General features: G+C 63.8%; 15 protein-coding genes. 5 read left to right on the top strand and 10 right to left on the bottom strand.

Features of this window, described 5'->3' with window-relative positions; translation table 11 throughout:
• Positions 1-52 precede the first annotated feature (52 nt).
• From HH303_RS09395 to HH303_RS09375, 5 genes are read right to left on the bottom strand one after another with little or no spacing between them, the layout of a single operon-like run.
• Positions 53-952, bottom strand: coding sequence for an ABC transporter permease (locus HH303_RS09395; protein WP_169625038.1), 900 nt, complete (start codon positions 950-952; stop codon positions 53-55).
• Positions 949-1,932 (bottom strand): ABC transporter permease, encoded by a 984-nt coding sequence (locus HH303_RS09390; protein WP_169625037.1) that lies wholly within the window; start codon positions 1,930-1,932, stop codon positions 949-951. Before HH303_RS09390 ends, HH303_RS09395 begins: the two co-directional genes overlap by 4 nt.
• A 34-nt stretch (positions 1,933-1,966) precedes the next feature.
• Positions 1,967-3,646: a peptide ABC transporter substrate-binding protein gene (locus tag HH303_RS09385; RefSeq protein ID WP_319637359.1), complete on the bottom strand. Its 1,680-nt coding sequence runs from the start codon at positions 3,644-3,646 to the stop codon at positions 1,967-1,969.
• Entirely contained in the window at positions 3,643-4,326 is a 684-nt protein-coding gene (locus tag HH303_RS09380) for an orotate phosphoribosyltransferase (protein ID WP_169625036.1), read from the bottom strand. Before HH303_RS09380 ends, HH303_RS09385 begins: the two co-directional genes overlap by 4 nt.
• A gap of 30 nt (positions 4,327-4,356) precedes the next feature.
• Complete coding sequence (locus HH303_RS09375; RefSeq protein WP_169625035.1) at positions 4,357-5,604, bottom strand: SLAC1 anion channel family protein; 1,248 nt, start codon at positions 5,602-5,604, stop codon at positions 4,357-4,359.
• 201 nt (positions 5,605-5,805) lie between these two features.
• Here HH303_RS09375 and HH303_RS09370 point away from each other — a divergent pair, with 201 nt between their 5' ends.
• Genes HH303_RS09370 through HH303_RS20290 form a run of 4 tightly spaced genes read left to right on the top strand, consistent with a single transcriptional unit; the run spans position 5,806 to position 12,430 of the window.
• Positions 5,806-6,558, top strand: a complete 753-nt coding sequence (locus HH303_RS09370) for an ImuA family protein (protein WP_169625034.1) — start codon at positions 5,806-5,808, stop codon at positions 6,556-6,558.
• A gap of 3 nt (positions 6,559-6,561) precedes the next feature.
• Positions 6,562-8,085 (top strand): Y-family DNA polymerase, encoded by a 1,524-nt coding sequence (locus HH303_RS09365; protein WP_169625033.1) that lies wholly within the window; start codon positions 6,562-6,564, stop codon positions 8,083-8,085.
• The gene (locus HH303_RS09360; protein ID WP_319637358.1) at positions 8,072-11,404 is read left to right on the top strand and encodes an error-prone DNA polymerase; all 3,333 of its coding nucleotides are present in this window, start codon (positions 8,072-8,074) and stop codon (positions 11,402-11,404) included. The genes HH303_RS09365 and HH303_RS09360 overlap by 14 nt, the downstream gene beginning before the upstream one ends.
• Before the next feature lie 12 nt (positions 11,405-11,416).
• Entirely contained in the window at positions 11,417-12,430 is a 1,014-nt protein-coding gene (locus HH303_RS20290; protein ID WP_169625032.1) for an AEC family transporter, read from the top strand.
• Between the two features lie 3 nt (positions 12,431-12,433).
• Here HH303_RS20290 and HH303_RS09350 read toward each other — a convergent pair whose 3' ends face one another.
• The 5 genes from HH303_RS09350 to HH303_RS09330 are packed head-to-tail and all read right to left on the bottom strand — an operon-like array spanning position 12,434 to position 17,278.
• Positions 12,434-12,913, bottom strand: coding sequence for a GFA family protein (locus HH303_RS09350; protein ID WP_169625031.1), 480 nt, complete (start codon positions 12,911-12,913; stop codon positions 12,434-12,436).
• Between the two features lie 17 nt (positions 12,914-12,930).
• Positions 12,931-13,707, bottom strand: a complete 777-nt coding sequence (locus HH303_RS09345) for an SDR family oxidoreductase (RefSeq protein WP_169625030.1) — start codon at positions 13,705-13,707, stop codon at positions 12,931-12,933.
• Positions 13,704-14,855, bottom strand: a complete 1,152-nt coding sequence (locus HH303_RS09340; RefSeq protein WP_169625029.1) for a glycosyltransferase family 4 protein — start codon at positions 14,853-14,855, stop codon at positions 13,704-13,706. Before HH303_RS09340 ends, HH303_RS09345 begins: the two co-directional genes overlap by 4 nt.
• Positions 14,852-16,765 carry an asparagine synthase (glutamine-hydrolyzing) gene (gene asnB / locus HH303_RS09335; RefSeq protein ID WP_169625028.1) on the bottom strand — a complete coding sequence of 638 codons (1,914 nt, stop codon included), beginning with the start codon at positions 16,763-16,765 and terminating at the stop codon, positions 14,852-14,854. The genes HH303_RS09340 and asnB overlap by 4 nt, the downstream gene beginning before the upstream one ends.
• Before the next feature lie 33 nt (positions 16,766-16,798).
• Complete coding sequence (locus HH303_RS09330) at positions 16,799-17,278, bottom strand: Lrp/AsnC ligand binding domain-containing protein (protein ID WP_169625027.1); 480 nt, start codon at positions 17,276-17,278, stop codon at positions 16,799-16,801.
• Between the two features lie 131 nt (positions 17,279-17,409).
• On the opposite strand from HH303_RS09330, the gene putA reads away from it, so the two are divergent.
• Entirely contained in the window at positions 17,410-20,583 is a 3,174-nt protein-coding gene (putA, locus tag HH303_RS09325) for a bifunctional proline dehydrogenase/L-glutamate gamma-semialdehyde dehydrogenase PutA (protein WP_169625026.1), read from the top strand.
• Positions 20,584-20,662: the final 79 nt, after the last annotated feature.

The raw sequence follows: 20,662 nt of genomic DNA, 5'->3' as shown, positions 1-20,662 counted from the left end.
GCGAGAAAGCGCAAAATCGCAAGAATTCTCCTGGATTTTAGATATGTTGCGGCTACCGACCCGCCGCCGGGTTTTCGCGGGCGGCAAGGGCGTTGCGCAAGCCGTCGCCCAGGAAGTTGAAGGCGATCACGGTCAGGAAGATCGCGAGCCCCGGCCAAAGCGCCAATTCGGGCCGGTCCCACAGGGTATTTTGCGCATTGGTCAGCATCCCGCCCCAACTGGGCGTCGGCGGCGACAGGCCCAATCCCAGGAAGCTGAGCACGCTTTCCAGCAGGATGACATTGCCGATGGCCAGCGTCGTGGCGACGATCACCGCGCCCAGAACATTGGGCAGGATATGCCGTCGCAGGACACGGCCTGGTGTCGCGCCCAAGGCGGTCGCCGCGACGACGAAGTCCCTTGTTTTTAGGCTCATCGTTTCTGCCCGGACAAGGCGCGCGACGGTCGTCCAGGCGAAAAGGGACAGGATCAAAACCATACGGGCCAGCCCCGACCCCTCGTTCAATCCGTCCAAGCCGACCTTGGCGTAGTCGATGGCGGACAGGACGATCAACAGCGGCAGCAGCGGCAAGGCGATGGCCCCATCGGTCAGGCGCATCAGGATGGAATCGACCCGCCCGCCGAAATATCCCGCCCATAACCCGATCAGCGTGCCGATGGCGCTGGCCGCCAGGGCGGTCGTCAGGCCGACGGTGAGCGAGGCGCGACTGGCCAGGATCAGGCGCGCGAGGACGTCACGTCCGGCCTCGTCCGTGCCCAATGGATGGCCGGGGCCGGGCGGGGCCTTCAACAGGAACAGATCGGTCGCGAACGGGTCCAGTCCCAGGATTGTGAGGATTTGAGGAGCGAACAAGGCGGTCAGGCATAAAAGGGCCAGAACCACGGCGGACGCCATGCCGGGCCAGTGACCGACAAACCGTCGAAGGATACGGCGGGATCGGGGAGAGATCATGTCGCCGATCCCCCATCGTCGCCCGCCGCGCCGTCGAGACGGATGCGCGGGTCGAGCATTGCATAGACGACATCGGCCAGAATATTGGCGATCAGCGTGAACCCCGTCGTCACGATCAGCGCGACCAGGGCCAGATTGAAATCGTTGCCCATCGTCGCCTCGAAAATCATCCGGCCCATGCCGTTCCAGCCGAAGATGGTTTCGATGATCAGCGTACCGGAAAACAAGCTGCCGAAGCTGAGGGCGATCAAGGTGATGAGCGGCAGCAAGGCGTTGCGCAGCGCATGACCGACGAACCGGCGATAGGGACCGGCGCCCTTTGCCTTGGCCGTGCGCATGAAATCTTCCGACAGAACCTCAAGCATCGCGCCGCGCAGGAACCGGGTGAAACCGCCGACGGCGGACAGGGTCAGCGCCGTCACCGGCAACAGCATATAGGGAAGGCGCTGCCACATACTCAAATCCGGGTCGCCCATCCCGCCCGCCGGAATCCAGGCGATGGGGACGGCCAGCAAGGCGATCAGCATCAGCGACAGCCAGAAGGGCGGCACTGAAATACCGGCATAGCAGATGAGGTTGACCAGATAATCCAGCGGACCGTTCGCCCGCGCCGCCGCGACGATTCCCAACGGCACGGCGATGCACAGCGATAGGATGAGGGCGGTACCGAGCAGTAGAAGACTTGCCCCCAGGCGCGGTATCAGTATCTCGCCGACGGGCTGACGGTACAGTCGGGAATAGCCGAAATCGCCGTTAAGCGCGCTGGACAGCCAGGCCCAATAGCGGTCCAACAACGGCTGATCCAATCCGTGAATGGCCTTCAGGCGCAGGACGTCCTGGGGCGTCAGGTCGGGGTTGCCGGCGAGCATCTGATCGATCGGATCGCCCGGCATCAGACCGATCAGGGCATATCCCAGAAAGGTCACGATCAGCAGCACGATAAGGCCACCGCCCAGCCGCCGCGCGATATAGCTCAGCATTGCCGGACTCCGGCCAGTCTGGGAAAGTGCGCCATCAGTCGTTCAGGCGCCATTCCTCAACCCATAAGGTGGACGGATATTGATGGCCCGTCGGCCGCACCCCCGTCAGGTTCTTCGGCATCAGGAATGGGTCGGACCGGAAATAGAGCGGTAGGACAGGCAGGTCTTCGGCATAAAGATGCTGAAGCCGCGACCAAAGGCGGGCCTGATCCGTTTCCGCGCATTCGGTTTCCAGATCGTCGATGATACGGTCCATTTCGGGATTGGCGTAGCCGGTGTAGTTCTGACCGATCCAGGCGTTTTCCGCTGTCGGAATTTGACTGGAATGCAGGGTCGTCCGGGGGATGGATTCCGGGGCGCTCAACCACGCGAACATGGCCAGACCGGTGAATTTACGCTTGGAAATCGTTTCCCCGAACAGGACGCGCGCCGGTTCGTTTTCGATGCGGATGTCGACGCCGACCGCGCGCCATTGGTTTTGCAGGACCTGTTCGACCAGTTCGCGGGTCGTGTTGCCTGCCGTGGTCTGGATGGTCAATGTCAGCGGCTGGCCGTCCTTTTCGCGTATCCCGTTGCCGCCCATGCGCCACCCGGCCTCGTCCAGCAGGGCAGCCGCGCGGTCCGGGTTATAGGCGACGCGCGGCGCGGTCGCATCGTATCGGACGTCCAGCGGATTGACGTTGCCATGGGCGACCGGTTGCACGCCCTTGAACAGGCGCTGGCTGATGGCGTCCCGGTCGATGGCGGTCAATAGCGCCAGACGGACGCGGGAATCCTGAAGGATGGGATTGTCCAGATTCAGGTCGATATGTTCGTAGAACAGGCCCGGACGATAGACGGCCTTGAAATCCGCGCCGTGCTTGGCCTCGAAAGACAGCGCCTGATCGACTGGGATGCCGACCTCTCCCGCGATCATATCGATGTCGCCGGACAGAAGGTTTGCGGTCAGCGCCGCGGTATTCTCGATCGCCCGGACCAGGATTTCGTCGAAATAGGGACGCGCCCCCCACCAATTCGGATTGCGTTCCAGAAGGATGCTCTGCCCCGGCGTGACACGGGCAACGCGATAGGGACCATGCCACAGGCCCGGTTGAGTCGGGTCGGTGTCATAGGCGCTGCGATGCCGGTATTCCGACGCCCCCTGTTCGAAGATCGGCCGTTCGATATGCGCGGGCAGAATGTCGAATCCCGCCAGACCGGAATAATCGCAGGTCCGCTTGTTCAGATGCAGGGTGAAGCTTTTGTCGTCCAGAATGTCGACGCTGTCGATCCGGCTGTACAGTTCCGCATTGTCGATGCCGGTTTCCGGGTTCTTGCCGACCTCCACGGTAAAGGCGATGTCTCTCGTGGTGATCGGTACGCCGTCCGCCCAGACCGCATCGGGTTTCAAAGTATAGGTCACGGCCATGCCCGGTTTTCCGTCCGGCGTCGTTTCATAGGCGGCGGTGTTTTTCTCCAGGCTCGGCAATTCGGTGCAGAGCTGACAGATTTCCAGCCATTCCGGGGAATAGGTGGTGATCCGCCGCCGCGCCATGCCCGCGATATAGGACTTCGCCATCATGGAATCGAAGGATGGGTGCAGGGTCGACGGATATTGGCTGATCCCGATCGTCAACCGCCGCTTGTCCGCCGCCTCCGCCTGCGGGGCGGAAAGGGCGACGAAGAAGAGGAGCGCGAAGGCTCCGGCTAGCGCGGCGGCGACGGGTCGGATCAAGCCTCGGTGCCTCCATGGGCGCGGGACCAGCCCGCCGGGTCGTGCAGGAAGGCCTCGACCTCCCCGGCCTGACCGGCGGCGAAATAGCCTTCTTCCTTGGCGCAGGCGATGACGTCCCACCAGGTCGCCAGCGTGTGCAGGCTGACCCCGTTTTCGGCCAGCTTGCGCTCGCCTTCGGGGAAGATGCCATAGTGGAAGAAGACAAAGGTGTGGTGGCATTCGGCCCCGGCGTCACGGATGCCTTCGACGAAGGACAGTTTGGATCCGCCGTCGGTCGACATGTCTTCGACCAGCAGGACGTTCTGACCTTCTTCCAATGCGCCTTCGATGCGGGCGTTGCGGCCGAAGCCTTTCGGCTTTTTGCGGATATAGCACATCGGCAGCATCAGCGCGTCGGCGACCCAGGCGGCATAGGGAATGCCGGCGGTTTCCCCACCCGCGATGACGTCCAGGGATTCGAAGCCGATGCGGTCTTCGATGGATTGCGCGGCCAGGGAAATCAGGCGGCGGCGGGCGCGGGGGAAGGCGATCAGACGGCGGCAATCGACATAGACCGGGCTGGCCCGCCCGCTCGTCAGGATGAACGGGTCTTCCGGGCGGAACAGGACCGATTTCGTTTCGATCAGGATGCGCGCGGTAACCCGTGCGGGGGTGGGGATGTCGTATTGGGAAGCTGTCATCTGTCTTCGACCTGTTTTGGGTTTGAGCGGTTACGGCTTCGGTAGCGGCGTTTCCACCGGGCGGAGGATACGGCCCGCCATGACGAAGCGGATTGTCTGAACGGAGACCAGCAGGGTTATCATGCTGACCCCGGCGATGGCGGCCACGGATAGGGCCGAGGCCGCAGCATGATTGATCGCGTCGGCGTAAAGCGTGCAGGCGACGGAAAATACAGCGAGCGGGAAGGTGTAGGACCACCAGCTGATCCCGAAGGGCAGACGCATCAGCGCCGGAATCTGCGGCAACAGAATTAACAGCATGAAGATGGACACGCCCAGGAACATGCTGGCGACGCCGTCGACCAGCCCGCCTTTCAGCACAACATAGGAAACGAAGCACAGCGACGGCGGGGCGATGAGGATGAACAGGCTGGGCCGCTGCGGGTTTTCCAGGGGTCGTTCGAAAATCAGCCGGTACAGGATGACCGTGAACAGCACCAGCCAGAACAGCAGGCCGATCGCAAAAATCATCCAGCCGAGTTGGGTATAGCCCATGGGCGCGCCGACGATCGGGATGACCAGATTGCCGACGACCGGGATGAACCAGACCGGCGCAACGTGCGAGATATGGCAGTCGCGTCCGATCCAGAAGGTAACGATGATGACGGAAATCGCCACGTTGATCACGGCGGCGACGACCCAGATTCCCTCTGCCAGCATCGGCGCGGCCTGCCCTAGATGGGAGGCCAGGATCATCAGCGTCATGGTCGCGGCGGAAAAGAAATTGCTGGTGACCGGATGGCGGAATTCCGCCTTCACGGCGGGGAAATGGCGCAGGGTCTTGATGCCGTAGAGGATGACCAGGATCCCGAAGACCCCCAGGGCGATGCCGACCAGCAGTTTGGACAGAAGGATTCCCCAGCCGAAGACGGCGGCGATTTCCCGCCACGCGGTGGCGAACCCGGCGAGGCCCAGACCCGCCCCGAACAGGGTGACCGGCATATGCTGCAGGCTGGCCGGGACCGGGCCGGTATCTGCGGGGGCTGGGCCGCTATCGGCGGGTTTCGCCTGTTCGGCCGGCGCGGCGGCAGCTTTCTTGGAAGACGCCTTCTTGGCGGCGGCCTTTTTCCGGGACGCCTTTTTCGCCGATTTCTTAGCGGCTGTTTCGGTGGCTTCTGTGCCCCCGGTTTCAGACTTTACCGGAGCGTCGACTGGCAGATCTGCCTTCATTACGGAATCGTCCTGATCGTCCTGGGCCATCTGGTCGCGCTCGCCATCCTGAACTTTAAAATCGTTCACTCGTTGTAGCCTTGTATGGGCGGGGTTGGAAAGTCCTGTGGCGGAAGATGCCGCAATTTCCGTGCGTTAGAGTGCATCATGCAAAGGGAACGAAGAGAGTCTTGAAAGTGAACATTTAAGGAACTATTGTGTGAGAACAAAACAGGTTCATCAAAGTAACCAATAACACGGCCAAGGCAGTGAACGAAAGGATCATCCGATATGAGCGTTTATCGTGCGGAGATTTTCGAAACGGCGCGGAATGGGGGGGCGTGGCGAGAAGGCACGGAGGGGGACGGCGTATGGGCAGATGCCGGTCTGCGGCTGGCAACGGCACGGCGGCATGTCGACCGGATTGAACGGCAGTTTCGGCGTGCCCCATCCAAAGGTTCTGCCCTGCGAACCGGCTTTGCCGCCGTGGATGCTGTCCTGCCGGATGGCGGTCTGACCTGTGGAGCGATTCATGAAAGCCTGGGGCTGGCCGCCCGTCGGTTTGCCGTGCATCTGCTGGCCCGCCGGTTGGAAAATGCCGCCGCCCCGGCGCTCTGGGCCGTGCCCGTTGCGGCGGGACATGCGCTTTATGGCCCCGGACTGGCGGGATATGGCGTGGACCCGTCGCGGTTGGTGATTGCCCGCTACCGGTCCGCGGTGGAAGGGTTGTGGCTGATCGAGGAAGCCCTGAAAAGCGGTGCTTTCTCGCTGGTTCTGGGGGAGCCGGAGGGCGCGTTGGGCACGACGGCGGCCCGGCGATTGAGTCTGGCGGCAGAGGCTGGGGGAACCTGCGGCCTGTTGGTGTCGGAAGGCGGTGCGGCCATTTCCGCGCCCGGCACGTCGGCCAGCCGCTGGCGCGCCGAACCGGCACCCGCCGCCATTTCCGAAACCGGCCCGGTCCGCCGCCGTCTGTCGCTGGTGCTGGAACGGTGCCGGGGCCTGACCGGGGAAGAAACCCGGCGTTGGCTTCTCGATACGGTGTGATCCATGTCGGGACGGCGTTATCTTTGTCTTTGGTTGCCGTTTCTGCCGACGGACCGCCTGCGTCCGGCGGCAGGCGAGGCGCCCCTATCCGTTCCCGGTGCGACCGTGCAGCGGGTCGGCAACAGCGCGTTTCTGGTGGCGCTGGATCGCATGGCACGGCAACGCGGCTTGCGGTCCGGCATGACCCTGGCCAGCGCACAGGCGGTCTGTCCCGATCTGACGGTCCTGCCGCACGACCCGGACGGGGATCGGGCGCGCCTGTATGAATTGGCGCTGTGGTGTGATCGCTTTACCCCCCTGGTTGCGGTCGACGGCGTGGATGGCTTGATGCTCGATACCGCGGGCTGCGATCCCCTGTTCGAAACCGACACGGATTCCGGGGAGGCGGTGTTGATCCGGCAGGCGCGGGAGGGGTTGGCGGCATTGGGTTTTCATGCTTCGGCGGCGTTGGCCTCCACATCCGGCGCGGCGGCGGCTTTGGCCCGCTATGGCGGGCGGGAGGAATGGCATGTCGCCCCGGACGCCAAACTGTCGGATGTCCTGTCCGACCTGCCGGTCACGGCCTTGAGCGCCGTCGAACCGGGACTGGACGAGGATGTTTTCGACGGGCTGGTGCGCGTCGGGCTGCGCCGGATCGGGGATTTGATCGGGGTGCCGCGTGCCGCGCTGGCCGCGCGGTTCGGTTTAGCCCTGGCGTCGGCGCTGGACAAGGCGCTGGGGCAGGCGCCACGGCCGATTGCGCCGCGTCCGATCCGTCCGCCCTATCGGGTGCGGCTGCGCTTCCCTGATCCGATCGGCGACACGCCGGATATCGAGGCGGCGCTGCGCCGTTTGCTGGACAGGCTGTGCCGACGGCTGGGGGATGAAGGACGCGGCTGTCGGCGGCTCGACTGGACCCTGTATCGCGCCGACCGGACGGAACAGTCCCTGACCATCGGCACGGCCCGACCGGCCCGCGACCCGAACCGGTTGTTCCGCCTGTTTGCCGAAAAACTGAAAACGGTGGAACCGGGTTACGGCGTGGATTCCATGCTGCTGGCCGCAACGGGGGTCGAGGCCTGCACCGCCACGCAGGAAGACGGGATCGGCGCCGTGACGGGATATGACCGGACCGCGTTGGAAACCGCGATCGACCGGCTGGGGAACCGGTTGGGGGCGGACAATGTTTTCCGTCTGGCCCCGGTCGACAGCCATCTGCCGGACCGGGCGCAGACCCGGACGGCGGTCTTGCCGGATAAGTCCGCCCCTTGGTCGAAGAGCGGGGACAGGCCGCTGCGGTTGCTCAACGCGCCCTATCCGATTGAGGATCTGGGCGGGCACAGTTTTCGCATCTTCGGTCGCCGCACGGCCCTGCGCCTGCTGCGCGGACCGGAAAGGATCGCCCCGGAATGGTGGCGCAAGGATGCGTTCTGGGCGGGGGGCGCGCGCGATTACTACGACGTCGAAGACGAAACCGGGCGGCGCTTCTGGATATACAGCGAGGCGGGCAATCGGCCCGTGCGCTGGTATCTGCATGGGCTGTTCTGAAGAAAAGACCCGTGAGGCCATGACCGGTTACGCCGAACTGCAATGCCTGACCAATTTCTCCTTTCTGGAGGGTGCCTCCCATGCGGACGAATTGGCGATTCAGGCAAAGGCGCTGGGGCTGTCGGCTCTGGGCGTGGCGGATCGGAATTCCCTGGCCGGCGTGGTCCGCGCCCATGTCGCGGCGAAGGCGCATGGGCTACGCCTGCTGGTCGGTGCGCGGCTGGACCTGACGGACGATGCAGGAGAAAGAGCCGGATCGGTAATCGCCTATCCCAAGCATCGGGAGGCGTATGGCCGTCTGTCCCAATTGATCACCCTGGGGCGGCGCCGGGCGGAGAAGGGGAACTGCCTGCTGCACCTCGCCGATGTGGAGGCCTGGGGGGCGGAAATGGTGCTGATCGCCGTAGCCGACAGTTTCGCGCAGGCAGATGATGCCTTTCGGCGGTTGGGCGATCTGGCGGGGAACGATTTCTACATCGCCGTGTCTCGGACCTATGACGGGTCGCCGCTGCCCCTACCGGAAGGCAGGCTGGTCGCGACAAACAATGTGCTGATGCATGAGGCCGCGCGGCGGCCGCTGGCCGATGTTCTGACCTGCATCCGGGAAGGCGTGACCATCGACACGGCGGGCCGTCTGACCCAGGCGAATGGGGAACGGCATCTGAAATCTCCGGCGGAGATGGCGGCCCTGTTCGCCGACCGACCGGACATGCTGGCGGCGACGCTGGAGATTGTGGAGAAGGTCGATTTCTCCCTCGATGAACTGGCCTACGACTACCCGGACGAGATCGTCACGCCGGGGGAAACGGTCCAGGAATCGCTGACCCGTCTGACCTGGGAGGGTGCACGAGGCCGCTATCCGGGCGGGGTGCCGGAAAAGGTGCGCAAGGCGGTGGAACACGAATTGGACCTGATCGCGGGTCTGGGCTACGCCCCCTATTTCCTGACCGTCTATGACCTCGTCCGCCATGCCCGGTCGAAGAAGATTCTATGTCAGGGGCGGGGGTCGGCGGCGAATTCGGCGGTCTGTTACTGCCTGGGCGTCACTTCCGTCGATCCGGCGCGCCTGGACCTTCTGTTCGAACGCTTTGTGTCCGCCGAACGCAACGAACCGCCGGATATCGACGTTGATTTCGAGCATGAGAGGCGGGAGGAGGTGATCCAATACGTCTATGAAAAATACGGGCGGGAGCGTGCGGGCATGACCGCCGTCGTCACCCGCTTCCGGGCGCGCGGTGCGATCCGGGAGGTCGGCAAGGCGATGGGGCTGGGTGACGATACGGTGACGTTGCTGGCCTCCCAGATATGGGGGTGGTCCGACGAGCGGGTGACCGCCGCCGATCGGTTGGAGGAAGTCGGTCTGGACCCGCGCGACCGGCGTCTGCGTCAGACCCTGGCGCTGATCCGCCAGATCATCGGTTTCCCCCGACATTTGAGCCAGCATGTCGGCGGCATGGTCATGACGCGCAGCCGCCTGGATACGATCGTGCCCATCGAAAACGCGGCCATGGCCGACCGTACCGTGATCCAGTGGGACAAGGACGACCTCGACGCGCTGGGCATCCTGAAGGTCGATATCCTGTCGCTTGGGATGCTGACCTGCATCCGCAAGGCCTTCGACCTGTTGCACCGGCATTACGGGCGCAACGACGATTTGGCCAGCATCCCGCCGGGGGACAGCGCGACCTATGACATGTTGTGCCGGGCGGACAGTATCGGCGTGTTCCAGGTTGAAAGCCGGGCGCAGATGTCTTTTCTGCCGCGCATGAAACCCCGGAATTTCTACGATCTGGTGATCGAGGTCGCGATCGTCCGGCCCGGCCCGATCCAGGGCGACATGGTCCATCCCTATCTGCGTCGCCGCAATAAGGAGGAACCGGTCGACTATCCGTCCGAAGAATTACGGCAGGTTTTGGAGAAAACGAACGGTGTCCCGCTGTTCCAGGAACAGGCGATGCAGATCGCCATCGTGGCGGCGGGGTTTACCCCGGCGGAGGCGGATCGTTTGCGGCGCGCCATGGCGACCTTCCGTAAGATGGGGGAGATCGATCAGTTCCGGGACAAGATGGTCCAGGGCATGATCCGAAACGGTTATACGGAAGAATTCGCGACCCGTTGCTTTCGGCAGATCGAAGGTTTCGGCGAATACGGATTCCCGGAAAGCCATGCCGCCAGTTTCGCTCTGCTGGTCTATGTGTCCGCCTGGCTGAAATGCCATTACCCGGCAGCCTTCGCCTGCGCGCTGTTGAACAGCCAGCCGATGGGGTTTTACGCCCCGGCCCAGATTGTCCGAGACGCAGAGGCGCATGGCGTCGAGGTTCGCCCGCCGGACGTCAACGCCTCTCACTGGGACTGTACGCTGGAGGCGGCGGAAAACGGTCTCGCCTTGCGGCTCGGCTTTCGGCAGGTCAAGGGATTGTCGGAATCAGAAGTGGAGGAAATCGTCGGCTTTCGCGCCAATGGGTATGCCCGTCCGGCGGATTTGTGGCTGCGTGCGCGGATCGGTAAGCGCGCCTTGGCGGCGCTGGCGCGGGCGGATGCGTTTTCCTCCCTGGGATTGGACCGGCGGGCGGCCTGGTGGGCGGTGAAGGGGCTGGGCGGGGACGCCCCCCTGCCGCTGTTCCAACACGCGGCGGAAGCGGAATATGGCGCGGAGCCGGTCGTCACCCTGCCCAAGGCCAGTATGGGAGAGGCGGTGGCAGAGGATTATTCCGCCCTGCGCCTCAGCCTCAAGGCGCATCCGATGGCCCTGCTGCGGGGCCGGGCGGATGCACCGCTGTCGGACGTGACGGTGGCGTCGGAATTGCCGACGGTGACGCCGGGGCGGCGGGTGACGGTATCGGGGCTGGTCCTCGTTCGGCAGCGTCCGGGCAGCGCGAAGGGGGTCGTTTTCGCGACGCTGGAGGACGAAACCGGCGTCGCCAATATCGTCATCTGGCAGGATACGTTCGAGGCCTTCCGCCGCCCGATCCTGACCAGCCGCCTGATGTCGGTGACCGGCAAGATGCAGAAGGAAGGCATTGTCATCCATATCGTGGCCCAGAAGATCGAGGATCGATCCTATCTGCTGGACGAATTGGCGGAAGGGAATGACGGGAAAGCGATCGACGCCGTCATGCCGTCGGACGAGGTCCGCAATCCCATGCCGGGATCCCATCGCGGCGGGCCGGTGGTGCAGATCGCCCCGGAAGGCCATCGTGGCGCGGGATATCGCCCGATGAAAACCGCCGTGCCGCAATCCGCTCTGCCGCAATCCGCCCTGCCGCAGGCTGCGACCCCCCGCCATCCGAGGGACCGCCCGAAAACCTTTTTCGGGTGAGGCAGGACATGGGTGAAAGACGGGAATCGACAATACCCGTCGGCGTCCTATAGTGCGCGGATCATCGCTTGGGGCCAGTCCGACGTGTTTTCCATTCTCACTTCCATCGCGCCGATCTTCCTGTTGATCCTGCTGGGCAACTATCTGCTGCGGAAGGGGATTCCGTCCGTCGAATTCTGGAACCTGAACGACAAGCTGGCCTATTGGGTGCTGTTTCCGGCGCTGCTGTTCCACAACACATCGACCTTGAAGCTGACCGGGAACCTGCTGGAATCCTATGCCATCGTCACTCTGGGGGCGTTCGGGGCGGCGGTGCTCTATGCCGTGGCGGTGAAGAAGATCACGGGGCTGACCGGCGCGGTCGGCAGTTCCGTTCTGCAAGGGGCGTCGCGGCACAATACCTTCGTGTCCCTGGCCGTGTCGGGGCAGTTGTTCGGGGCGGAAGGTCTGGCGCTGGCGACCCTGGTGACGGCGGTGCTGGTGCCGGTGACGAATATCGTCGTCGTGTCCCTGATGACGGGGATGCTGCCGCAGCCTGGTGCGCACAGTCTGGGCCGCGCGATCCTGCGCGATCTGTCCCGCAATCCCCTGCTGGTCTCCATCGTCATCGGACTGTCGATGAACGCGCTGGGGCTGGGCGGGTTGCCCGTCATTCACCAGACGACCGGATTGTTGGGCGCGGCGGCGCTGCCGATCGTGCTGTTGTGCATCGGCGCGAATTTGCGCATCCGGGAAATGCATACCAGCCTGGGGCCGGTGCTGCTGTCCATCGTCGGCAAATTCGTCGTCTTTCCGGCCGCTGCCTTCGGCCTGATCCTGGCCACGGGCCTGACCGGCATGACCGCCGTCGTGCCGATGATCGCCGCCAGCATACCGACCGCCGCGTCGTCCTTCACGCTATCCCGGCAGATGGGTGGCGACGCGCCCCTGATGGCCGCCATCGTCACCCTGCAGACGCTGGTATCCTTCGTCACGTTGCCGCTGATGGTCTATTGGGCCGGAACCTATTTCGGCCTGACCTTCTGACCCCTACCGCGTCAGCCCAAGGCGTTCGTGCCACGCTGCGAGGGACTCGTCCGGATAGTCCGGGAAACTCTTGTCCCCCGGTTTCCCTTCAATGCGGCACCAGGGCGCCTTGAACCGCGTCATCAAATGCACGTATTCAGGCGGGTCGGGCAACGGCGTATCGATCGCGGAGGCAAAGGGATGCACCAGTTCCGGCCAGCGCGGGTCATAGCACCAAAGCCCCGATCCGCAGTGTCGGCAGAAATGCCGCTGCAGGGGACTGATGCCGGTTTCATTCCGGTCGTCCCGCGCCCGATAGACGGTGACGTCATCCGCCCCCTCGACCGACAGGGTTTCATGGACCGCGCCCAGATTGATGGCGTAACCGCCGCCGCCTTGGGTCTTGCGGCAAATCGAACAATAGCAGCGGTTATAGGGATAGGGATGCGGACTTTCGACCGTGAATCGGACCGATCCGCAATGACAACTGCCCGATAGTTTCATCCGTCGCCTCCCATTGATTACTTCAATGTTTGCAAATCCCCGTCGACGCTCAAGGCCTGACCGGACAGCGTGCCGCACAGGTCGGAGGCCAGGAACAAGGCCATGTCGACAATGTCGTCCGGTGGGATCAGCCGGTTCATGGAGGCGATGCTGGTATACTCGGCCAGCATCTTCTCATAGGACACGCCGCGTGCTTCCGCCTTTGCCGAAATCACGCGTTCGATCCGGTCCCCGGCGACCGCGCCGGGCAGGATCGCGTTCACGCGGATGTTGAATTCGCCCAGTTCCGCCGCCAGCGACTTGGTGAAACCGATCACACCCCATTTGGACGCGGAATAGGGCGTGCGCAGCGGGAAGGCGAATTTGCCCGCCGCCGAAGACAGGTTGATGATCGACCCACCGCCCGATTTCTTCAGTTCCGGAACGGCGAGGCGCGTGCACAGGAACTGACCCGTGACGTTGATCGACAAAACGCGCTCGAAATCGTCGGGGTCGATGTCTTCGACCGGGGCGGTCGGGCCCGCGATCCCGGCATTGTTGACCATGACGTCCAACCCGCCCAGGAATTTCAGGCCGGCGTCGAAAAAGGCGTCGATCTGGTCGCGGTCGGATACGTCCGCCTTGATACAGCCGATACCGGGCCGGATGGACTTGAGATTGTCCAATCCCGCCTCGTCCACGTCGCAGACGAAGACCCGCGCCCCGGCCTGGTCCATGCGTTCGGCCATCAACCGCCCGATACCGGCGGCACCGGCGGTGATCAAAATCCGCTTTTCCGTCAGGTCGATCGTCATCGGCGCCATCCTCCCATCATTGTCGCGTAGAGCGCGAGAGTTTCCCCCACCACGATTTCTTCGGCAAAGTCTTCTTCGACGGCATGCCGCGCGCCGCGGCCGAGAGACCGGCGCAGGTCCTTGTCTTCGGCAAGCCGTTGCAGCGCATCGGCCAGCGGTTCCACCGATTTCAGCGGAACCCGGATTCCGGTTTCGCCGTCACGGCAAATTTCGCGGCAGCCGGGCACGTCGGTCGCAACCACCGCCCGCGCGCAGGCCGCCCCTTCCAGCAGCGACTTCGGCAGGCCTTCGCGATAGGACGGCAGCACCGCGATATGCGCATCGGCGTAAACCCCGGCGATATCGTCGCGCGGCCCCAGAATCTCCACGACGCCTTCCGCTTGCCAGGAATCCAGCGTTTCCTGGGGGATGCTGGCCGGATTCATATCCGTCGGCCCGACCAGACGGACGGTCAGGGCCACGCCGCGTTGTTTCAATAGACGTGCCGCGGCGACCAATTCCCCGATCCCCTTGTCCCACAGCATGCGGCTGACACAGACGGCGACCGGCGTGCCGGGCCGTTCGGGCATCGGGTGGAAACGATCCGTGTTCACGCCCGATCCCCGGATTACGGTGATCTGTTCGGGTTCGACCCCGATGCGGGAAATGAACAGTTCCGCATCGTCGCCGTTCTGCACGATCAGCTTTGTATGGCGGCGGTTGTTGAGCTTGCGGAACAGGCGTTCAATCACCGGACGCAACAGCCGCATTTTCCAACTGTTCGATATGAACAGGAAACCCAAACCGGCCATCGCGTTCACCACGGCGGGCAGGTCCGCCTTCGCGGCGGCAATGCTGCCATACAGGACGGGCTTCATCGCGACCTGATGCACAAGGTTCGGCTTGTGCCGGAGATAGATTTCCAGGATGTGCTTGTAGGTTTTGAAATCCCGGATCGGGTTCAAGCCTGATCGATCGAAGGGAACGTGGATCGCGGTAAAGCCTTCCGATTCGATCTTCAGGCGGTGATCCTGATAGCGGCAGGCGACCAGCACCGTTGCCCCGGCATCCCGTGCCGCCCGGGCGAAGGGCAGGCGATGGGACCAGAAATACCAATCTTCCGTGACCAGGAAGAGGACGCTTTTTCCGGTGAGGTCGATCCGGCTCATGGCGTACCGATCCAGCGTTCCGCCCAGGCTTCCAGCATGCAGATGCCCCACAGGGCTTCCGCCCGTGCGCCGCGACCGGCCAGATGATCGCTCCAAGCCTTCCGTACGGGCGCCGGATCGATCCAGCCGCGTTTGGCGATTCGGTCTTCGTTCAGCAGGCTTTCGGCCCAATCGCGCAACGGCCCGGCCAGCCAGTCGCCCAACGGAATGGCGAAGCCGGATTTCGGGCGGTCCACCAGGGCGCGCGGCACATGCCGGTACAGGATTTCGCGTAACGGATATTTGGTCACGCCGTTGTGGATTTTGTATTCCGTCGGCAGGGTCCAGGCGAATTCGACGACCCGATGGTCCAGCAGAGGCACGCGCGCTTCCAGGCTGACCGCCATGCTGGCCCGGTCCACCTTGGTCAGAATATCGCTGGGCAGATAGGTCACCGTGTCGGTCCAGGCCGCCCGCAAGGCCGCGTCCCCGGCGGGGATGCCCTTCGGCAGGCGCGGCGGCGGGTGTTGACCGGTCAGGTTTCCCGGCCAATGGGTGACAACGTCCAGATAGCGCTGATCCGCCGTATCGGCGCGCAGGGCGCGGCCCAATTTCTGCACCTTCACCCCCGCCATCCGGGGACGTTTCGACGCCGGGATCATGTTCGCCAAACTGTCCCACAGGGCCGGGCCCGGCGCGGCCAGGGCGCATCCGGCAAGGCGGCGGGCAAAACCGGGCACCGACGCCAGCCGCCGTTCCATCGCGCCAAGGGCCTTGTGCCGATTGTAACCGAAGAACACCTCGTCCCCGCCGTCGCCGCTCAAGGCCACGGTCACGTCCTCCCGCGCCAGACGGCTGACCAAATAGGTCGGCAGGGCGGAGGAATCCGCGAAGGGTTCGTCATACCAGTCGGGCAGGTTGGGGATCAGGTCGCGCGCCGCATCGGGTGACAAAGACAAGGTCCGGTGATCGGTACCCAGATGCTTGGCCACGGCTTCGGCATGGGTGGCCTCGTCATAATCGGCCGCGCCGAACCCGATTGTGTAGGTCTTCACCGGCCGGTTCGATGCCTTCTGCATCAGGGCGACGACGGTCGAAGAATCGATACCGCCCGACAGCAACGCCCCCAGCGGCACGTCGGCCACCATGCGGCGGCGCACCGCGTCGCCGATCAGGCGTTCGGCTTCGTCCACCGCTTCGTCCAGGGACAGGGTCGTTTGCGGTGCCTTCGCGACGTCTTCCATGGACCAGTAGGGGCGGATGTCGATATCGCCGTTGGCCGCGACGGTCGCCAGATGACCCGGCGGCAGCGCTTGTATGTCACGGTAGATACAGGCCGGCGCGGTGACGGCGTTGCCTTGCAGGAACCCGTTGATCGCGGCGGGGTCGACATGGGCAACGAAATCCCGATGCGCGCGGATCGCCTTCAATTCCGATCCCCAATAAACGCGGTGGCCCTGGCGACCGAAGTAAACCGGTTTGATGCCCAAACGGTCGCGGATCAGGGTCAGGCGGCGGTCCCGTCGGTCCCACAGGGCGATGGCGAACATGCCGATCAGACGCGGCAGGGTCTTTTCCACGCCGTCGCGGGCGAAGAGTTCCAACATCACTTCCGTATCGGAATGACCGCGGAACCGATGCCCGCGCGATGCAAGGTCTTCCGCAAGGTCCTGATAGTTGTAGATTTCGCCGTTATAGGTGATGACGAAGCGACCGTCGGCGCTGTGCATCGGCTGGTGACCGGCCTCCGACAGATCGATGATCGCAAGGCGTCGGAAGCCTTGCGCGATACCCGCCGCTTCATCGGTCCAAACGGCCCCCATATCGGGACCGCGTCGATAGATGGCGTCCGTCATCGCGCGCCCGGTTTCGGCCAATAGGGCATCCGGGCTGCGGCGGTCGAGGTCGATATATCCGGCAATTCCACACATCGCGCGCGACGTTACACGGCTTCGTTGAACCCGTCACTCCGGTATCGGTACAAAATCGCCTTCCTTCACGGTCTCCATCGCGACATACGTAGCCGTCGAAATCACGCCGGGCAGCATGTTGATCACATCGCCCAGAAAATGCCGGAACCGTTCCATGTCTTTGGTTCGGACCTTCAGCAGATAATCGAAGCCCCCTGCCACCATATGGCATTCGGCGATGCCCGGTTCCTTCGCCACGGCTTCGCGGAAATGGTCGAAGATGTCGGTGGTCGTCCGGTCCAACGTGACCTGAACGAAGACGGTCAATCCGGCCTCTAGCCGGGTCGGGTTCAACCGCGCCGAATAGCCCCGGATATATCCGTCCTTTTCCAACCGGCGGACACGTTCCAGGCAGGGGGTGGGCGACAGGTTTACCCGTCGTGCCAATTCCACATTGGTCAGGCGTCCGTCCGTTTGCAGAAGGCGCAGAATATTCCGGTCGATCTTGTCGAGCGGCCTGTGGGAGTCCGGCATGGCAGCATAATTCTCTATTGTTTGCGCTGAACAATTTATAAAATATCGTTGGAATTTGTAAAACAGAAGCACATTCGGCTGTTGTGGCGGTATCATTTGGGATCATCGCCACTCCGTTTCAGGAAACCGCCATGCTTCTGACCCAAGCCCAAGCCGACCGTCATGCCTCCCTGTCCGACCTGCGCCGCCGCGTGCGCGAGGCCTATCGCCTGGACGAGGTCGTCTGCCTGGATGAGCGCCTTTCTCAGGCTTCCGTGAGCGCCGCCGCGCGCGACCGGATTGAGGAACGGGCGCGGAACCTTGTCGTGAAGGTACGCGAGGACCGGGTCAAATCGTCGGGTATCGACGCCTTCATGCATGAATACGAGCTGTCGTCGAAAGAAGGCGTCGTGCTGATGTGCCTTGCGGAGGCGCTGTTGCGCATCCCGGACGACGAAACGGCGGATGCCCTGATCAAGGACAAGATCGGCGGCGCGAATTGGGAAAGCCATCTGGGTCAGTCCGAAAGTTGGTTCGTCAATGCCTCCACCTGGGCCTTGATGCTGACCGGACGTATCGTCGGGGTGAACGAAAGCGGCGGGGACAGCGACTGGCGTGGGGTCATGCGCAAGCTGGTGCACCGGTCCGGCGAACCGGTCATCCGTCAGGCCGTGACCCAGGCGATGCGCGTCATGGGGCGCCAATTCGTCATGGGCCGCAAGATCGGCGAGGCGCTGGACCGCGCGAAAGGCTTCGAAAGCCGGGGCTACCGCTATTCCTATGACATGCTGGGGGAAGCGGCGCGCACCATGGCGGATGCCCTGCGCTATTTCGAGGCCTATTCCGCCGCCATCGACAAGATCGGCAAGGCGGCGAAAGGGCGTGGCTCGATCGAGGCACCGGGCATTTCGGTGAAGCTGTCGGCTTTGCATCCGCGGTACGAGTTCGGCCAGGAAGCCCGCGTCTTCGACGAATTGCTGCCGCGCATGAAAGACCTGTGCGTCCAGGCGAAACAGTACGATATCGGTCTGTGCATCGATGCGGAGGAAACGGACCGTCTCGACATTTCCATGGATATCATCGAGGCCTTGGCTCTCGACCCCGATCTGGCGGGCTGGAATGGGCTGGGGCTGGCGGTTCAAGCCTATCAGAAGCGCGCCTATCCGCTCGTCGAATGGCTGGCCGATGTCGCGAAACGCGGCAAGCGCCGCCTGATGGTGCGACTGGTGAAGGGGGCCTATTGGGACACGGAAATCAAACGCGCCCAGGAACTGGGTCTGGCCGATTATCCCGTTTTCACGCGCAAGGTATCGACCGACGTCTCCTATCTGGCCTGCGCGCGGAAACTGTTGGAAGAACAGGACGCCTTCTATCCGTGCTTCGCGACGCATAACGCGCATACCTTCGCCGCCATCGCGGAAATGGCCGGAAATCGCAGCGATTTCGAATTCCAGCGCCTGCACGGTATGGGCGACGCGCTGTACGATCAAGTCGTCGGCAAGGCGGGCGATCATTCCGACGGCGGCGGCTATCCCGTTCGCATTTATGCGCCGGTGGGCAGCCACGAAGACCTTCTGGCCTATCTTGTCCGGCGTTTGCTGGAAAACGGGGCGAACAGCAGTTTTGTGAACCGCATCGTCGACGACCGTTTGCCCATCGCGGACATCATCGCCGACCCGCTGCGGGAGGCGGAACGCCTATCGCCGGTGCGCCATCCGCAGATCCCGATGCCGGAAGCCCTGTTCGGCGAGGGGCGCAAGAATTCAGACGGGTACGACATCACCGATGCGCCGTCCCTGCTGATCCTGCGCGAGGCGATGGCACAGGCGGAAAAAGAACCCTGGACCGCCGCCCCGCTTGTCGGCGGCGCACCGGTCGCGGGCAAGGCGATGGCGGTCTATTCCCCGGCGGATCGTGGCTACAAGGTCGGCGATGTTACCCTGGCGACGGCCGATACGGCGAAGGACGCCTTCGAACGGGCATTGCGGGCCCAGCCGCTGTGGGACGACGTTCCGGCGACGGACCGGGCGGCGGCGCTGGAACGCGCGGCGGACCTGTACGAAGCCCATGGCGCGCGCCTTATGGCCATCGTCATGCGGGAGGCCGGGAAAACCCTGGCCGATGCCGTCGCCGAACTGCGCGAGGCCGTGGATTTCCTGCGCTACTACGCGGCGATGGCGCGCGCGGATTTCGCCGGTCCGACCGACCTGCCGGGGCCGACCGGCGAAATCGACCAGATACGCCTGCACGGTCGGGGCGTTTTCCTGTGTATTTCGCCCTGGAACTTCCCACTGGCCATTTTCTCCGGTCAGGTCGCGGCGGCGCTGGCGGCGGGGAATGCGGTTCTCGCCAAACCGGCGGAGCAAACCCCAATCATCGCCTATGAGGCGGTGAAGCTGCTGCATGCGGCGGGGGTTCCGGCGGATGCGGTCCATCTTTTGCCGGGCGATGGACCGACAATCGGGAATGCCCTGCTGTCCGATCCCCGCCTGGGCGGGGTCGCCTTCACCGGGTCGACGGACACGGCGCGCCTGATCAATCGCAAGCTGGCGGATCGGGACGGGCCGATCGTGCCGCTGATCGCGGAAACCGGCGGCCAGAACGCGATGATCGTCGACAGTTCCGCCCTGCCGGAACAGGTGACGCGCGATGTTCTGATCTCCTCCTTCCAGAGCGCGGGGCAGCGGTGTTCCGCCCTGCGCTGCCTGTTCGTGCAGGAAGACGTGGCCGACAAGCAGATCGCCATGATCGCCGGCGCGATGAAGGAATTGAAGATGGGCGATCCTGCCTTCCTGTCCACGGATGTCGGGCCCGTCATCGATGCGGAGGCGAAAGCGGCCCTCAACGCCCATATCGCGGATATGTCCAAGACGGCGAAGAAGGTCGGCGAAACCCCGCTGCCCGCCGCCTGCGACAAGGGAACCTTCGTCGCGCCGATGGCCTTTGAAATCCCCAACATCGATGTGCTGAAGACCGAACATTTCGGTCCCATCCTGCATATCGTGCGTTTCAAGGCGGGGGAAATCGACTCGGTCGTGGATGCGATCAACGGCACCGGGTTCGGTCTGACCTGCGCGGTACACAGCCGGATCGACGAAACGGTCACGCGGGTGCTGAAACGTCTGCGGGTCGGCAATGCCTATGTGAACCGCAATCAGATCGGTGCGATCGTCGGCGTCCAACCTTTCGGCGGCGAAGGGTTGAGCGGTACCGGGCCGAAGGCGGGCGGGCCGCGATACTTGCATCGCTTCGCCGTGGAGCGCACTGTATCGATCGACACGACGGCGGCGGGTGGCAATGCGTCCTTGATGACGTTGGAGGCCTGACGAACTTTCCAGGTGGGTTTTCCGGGTGGGCTTTCCGGGAGGGCCTTCCGGAAGGGGAGCGTTCCGAAGGCGGGCGTGT

This window comes from Pacificispira spongiicola (assembly GCF_012926505.1).
GTDB classification, from domain to species: Bacteria; Pseudomonadota; Alphaproteobacteria; order UBA8366; family Aestuariispiraceae; genus Pacificispira; species Pacificispira spongiicola.
The sequence above is the reverse complement of the archived record's forward strand: the minus strand, read 5'-3'. Positions and strand labels throughout refer to the sequence as shown.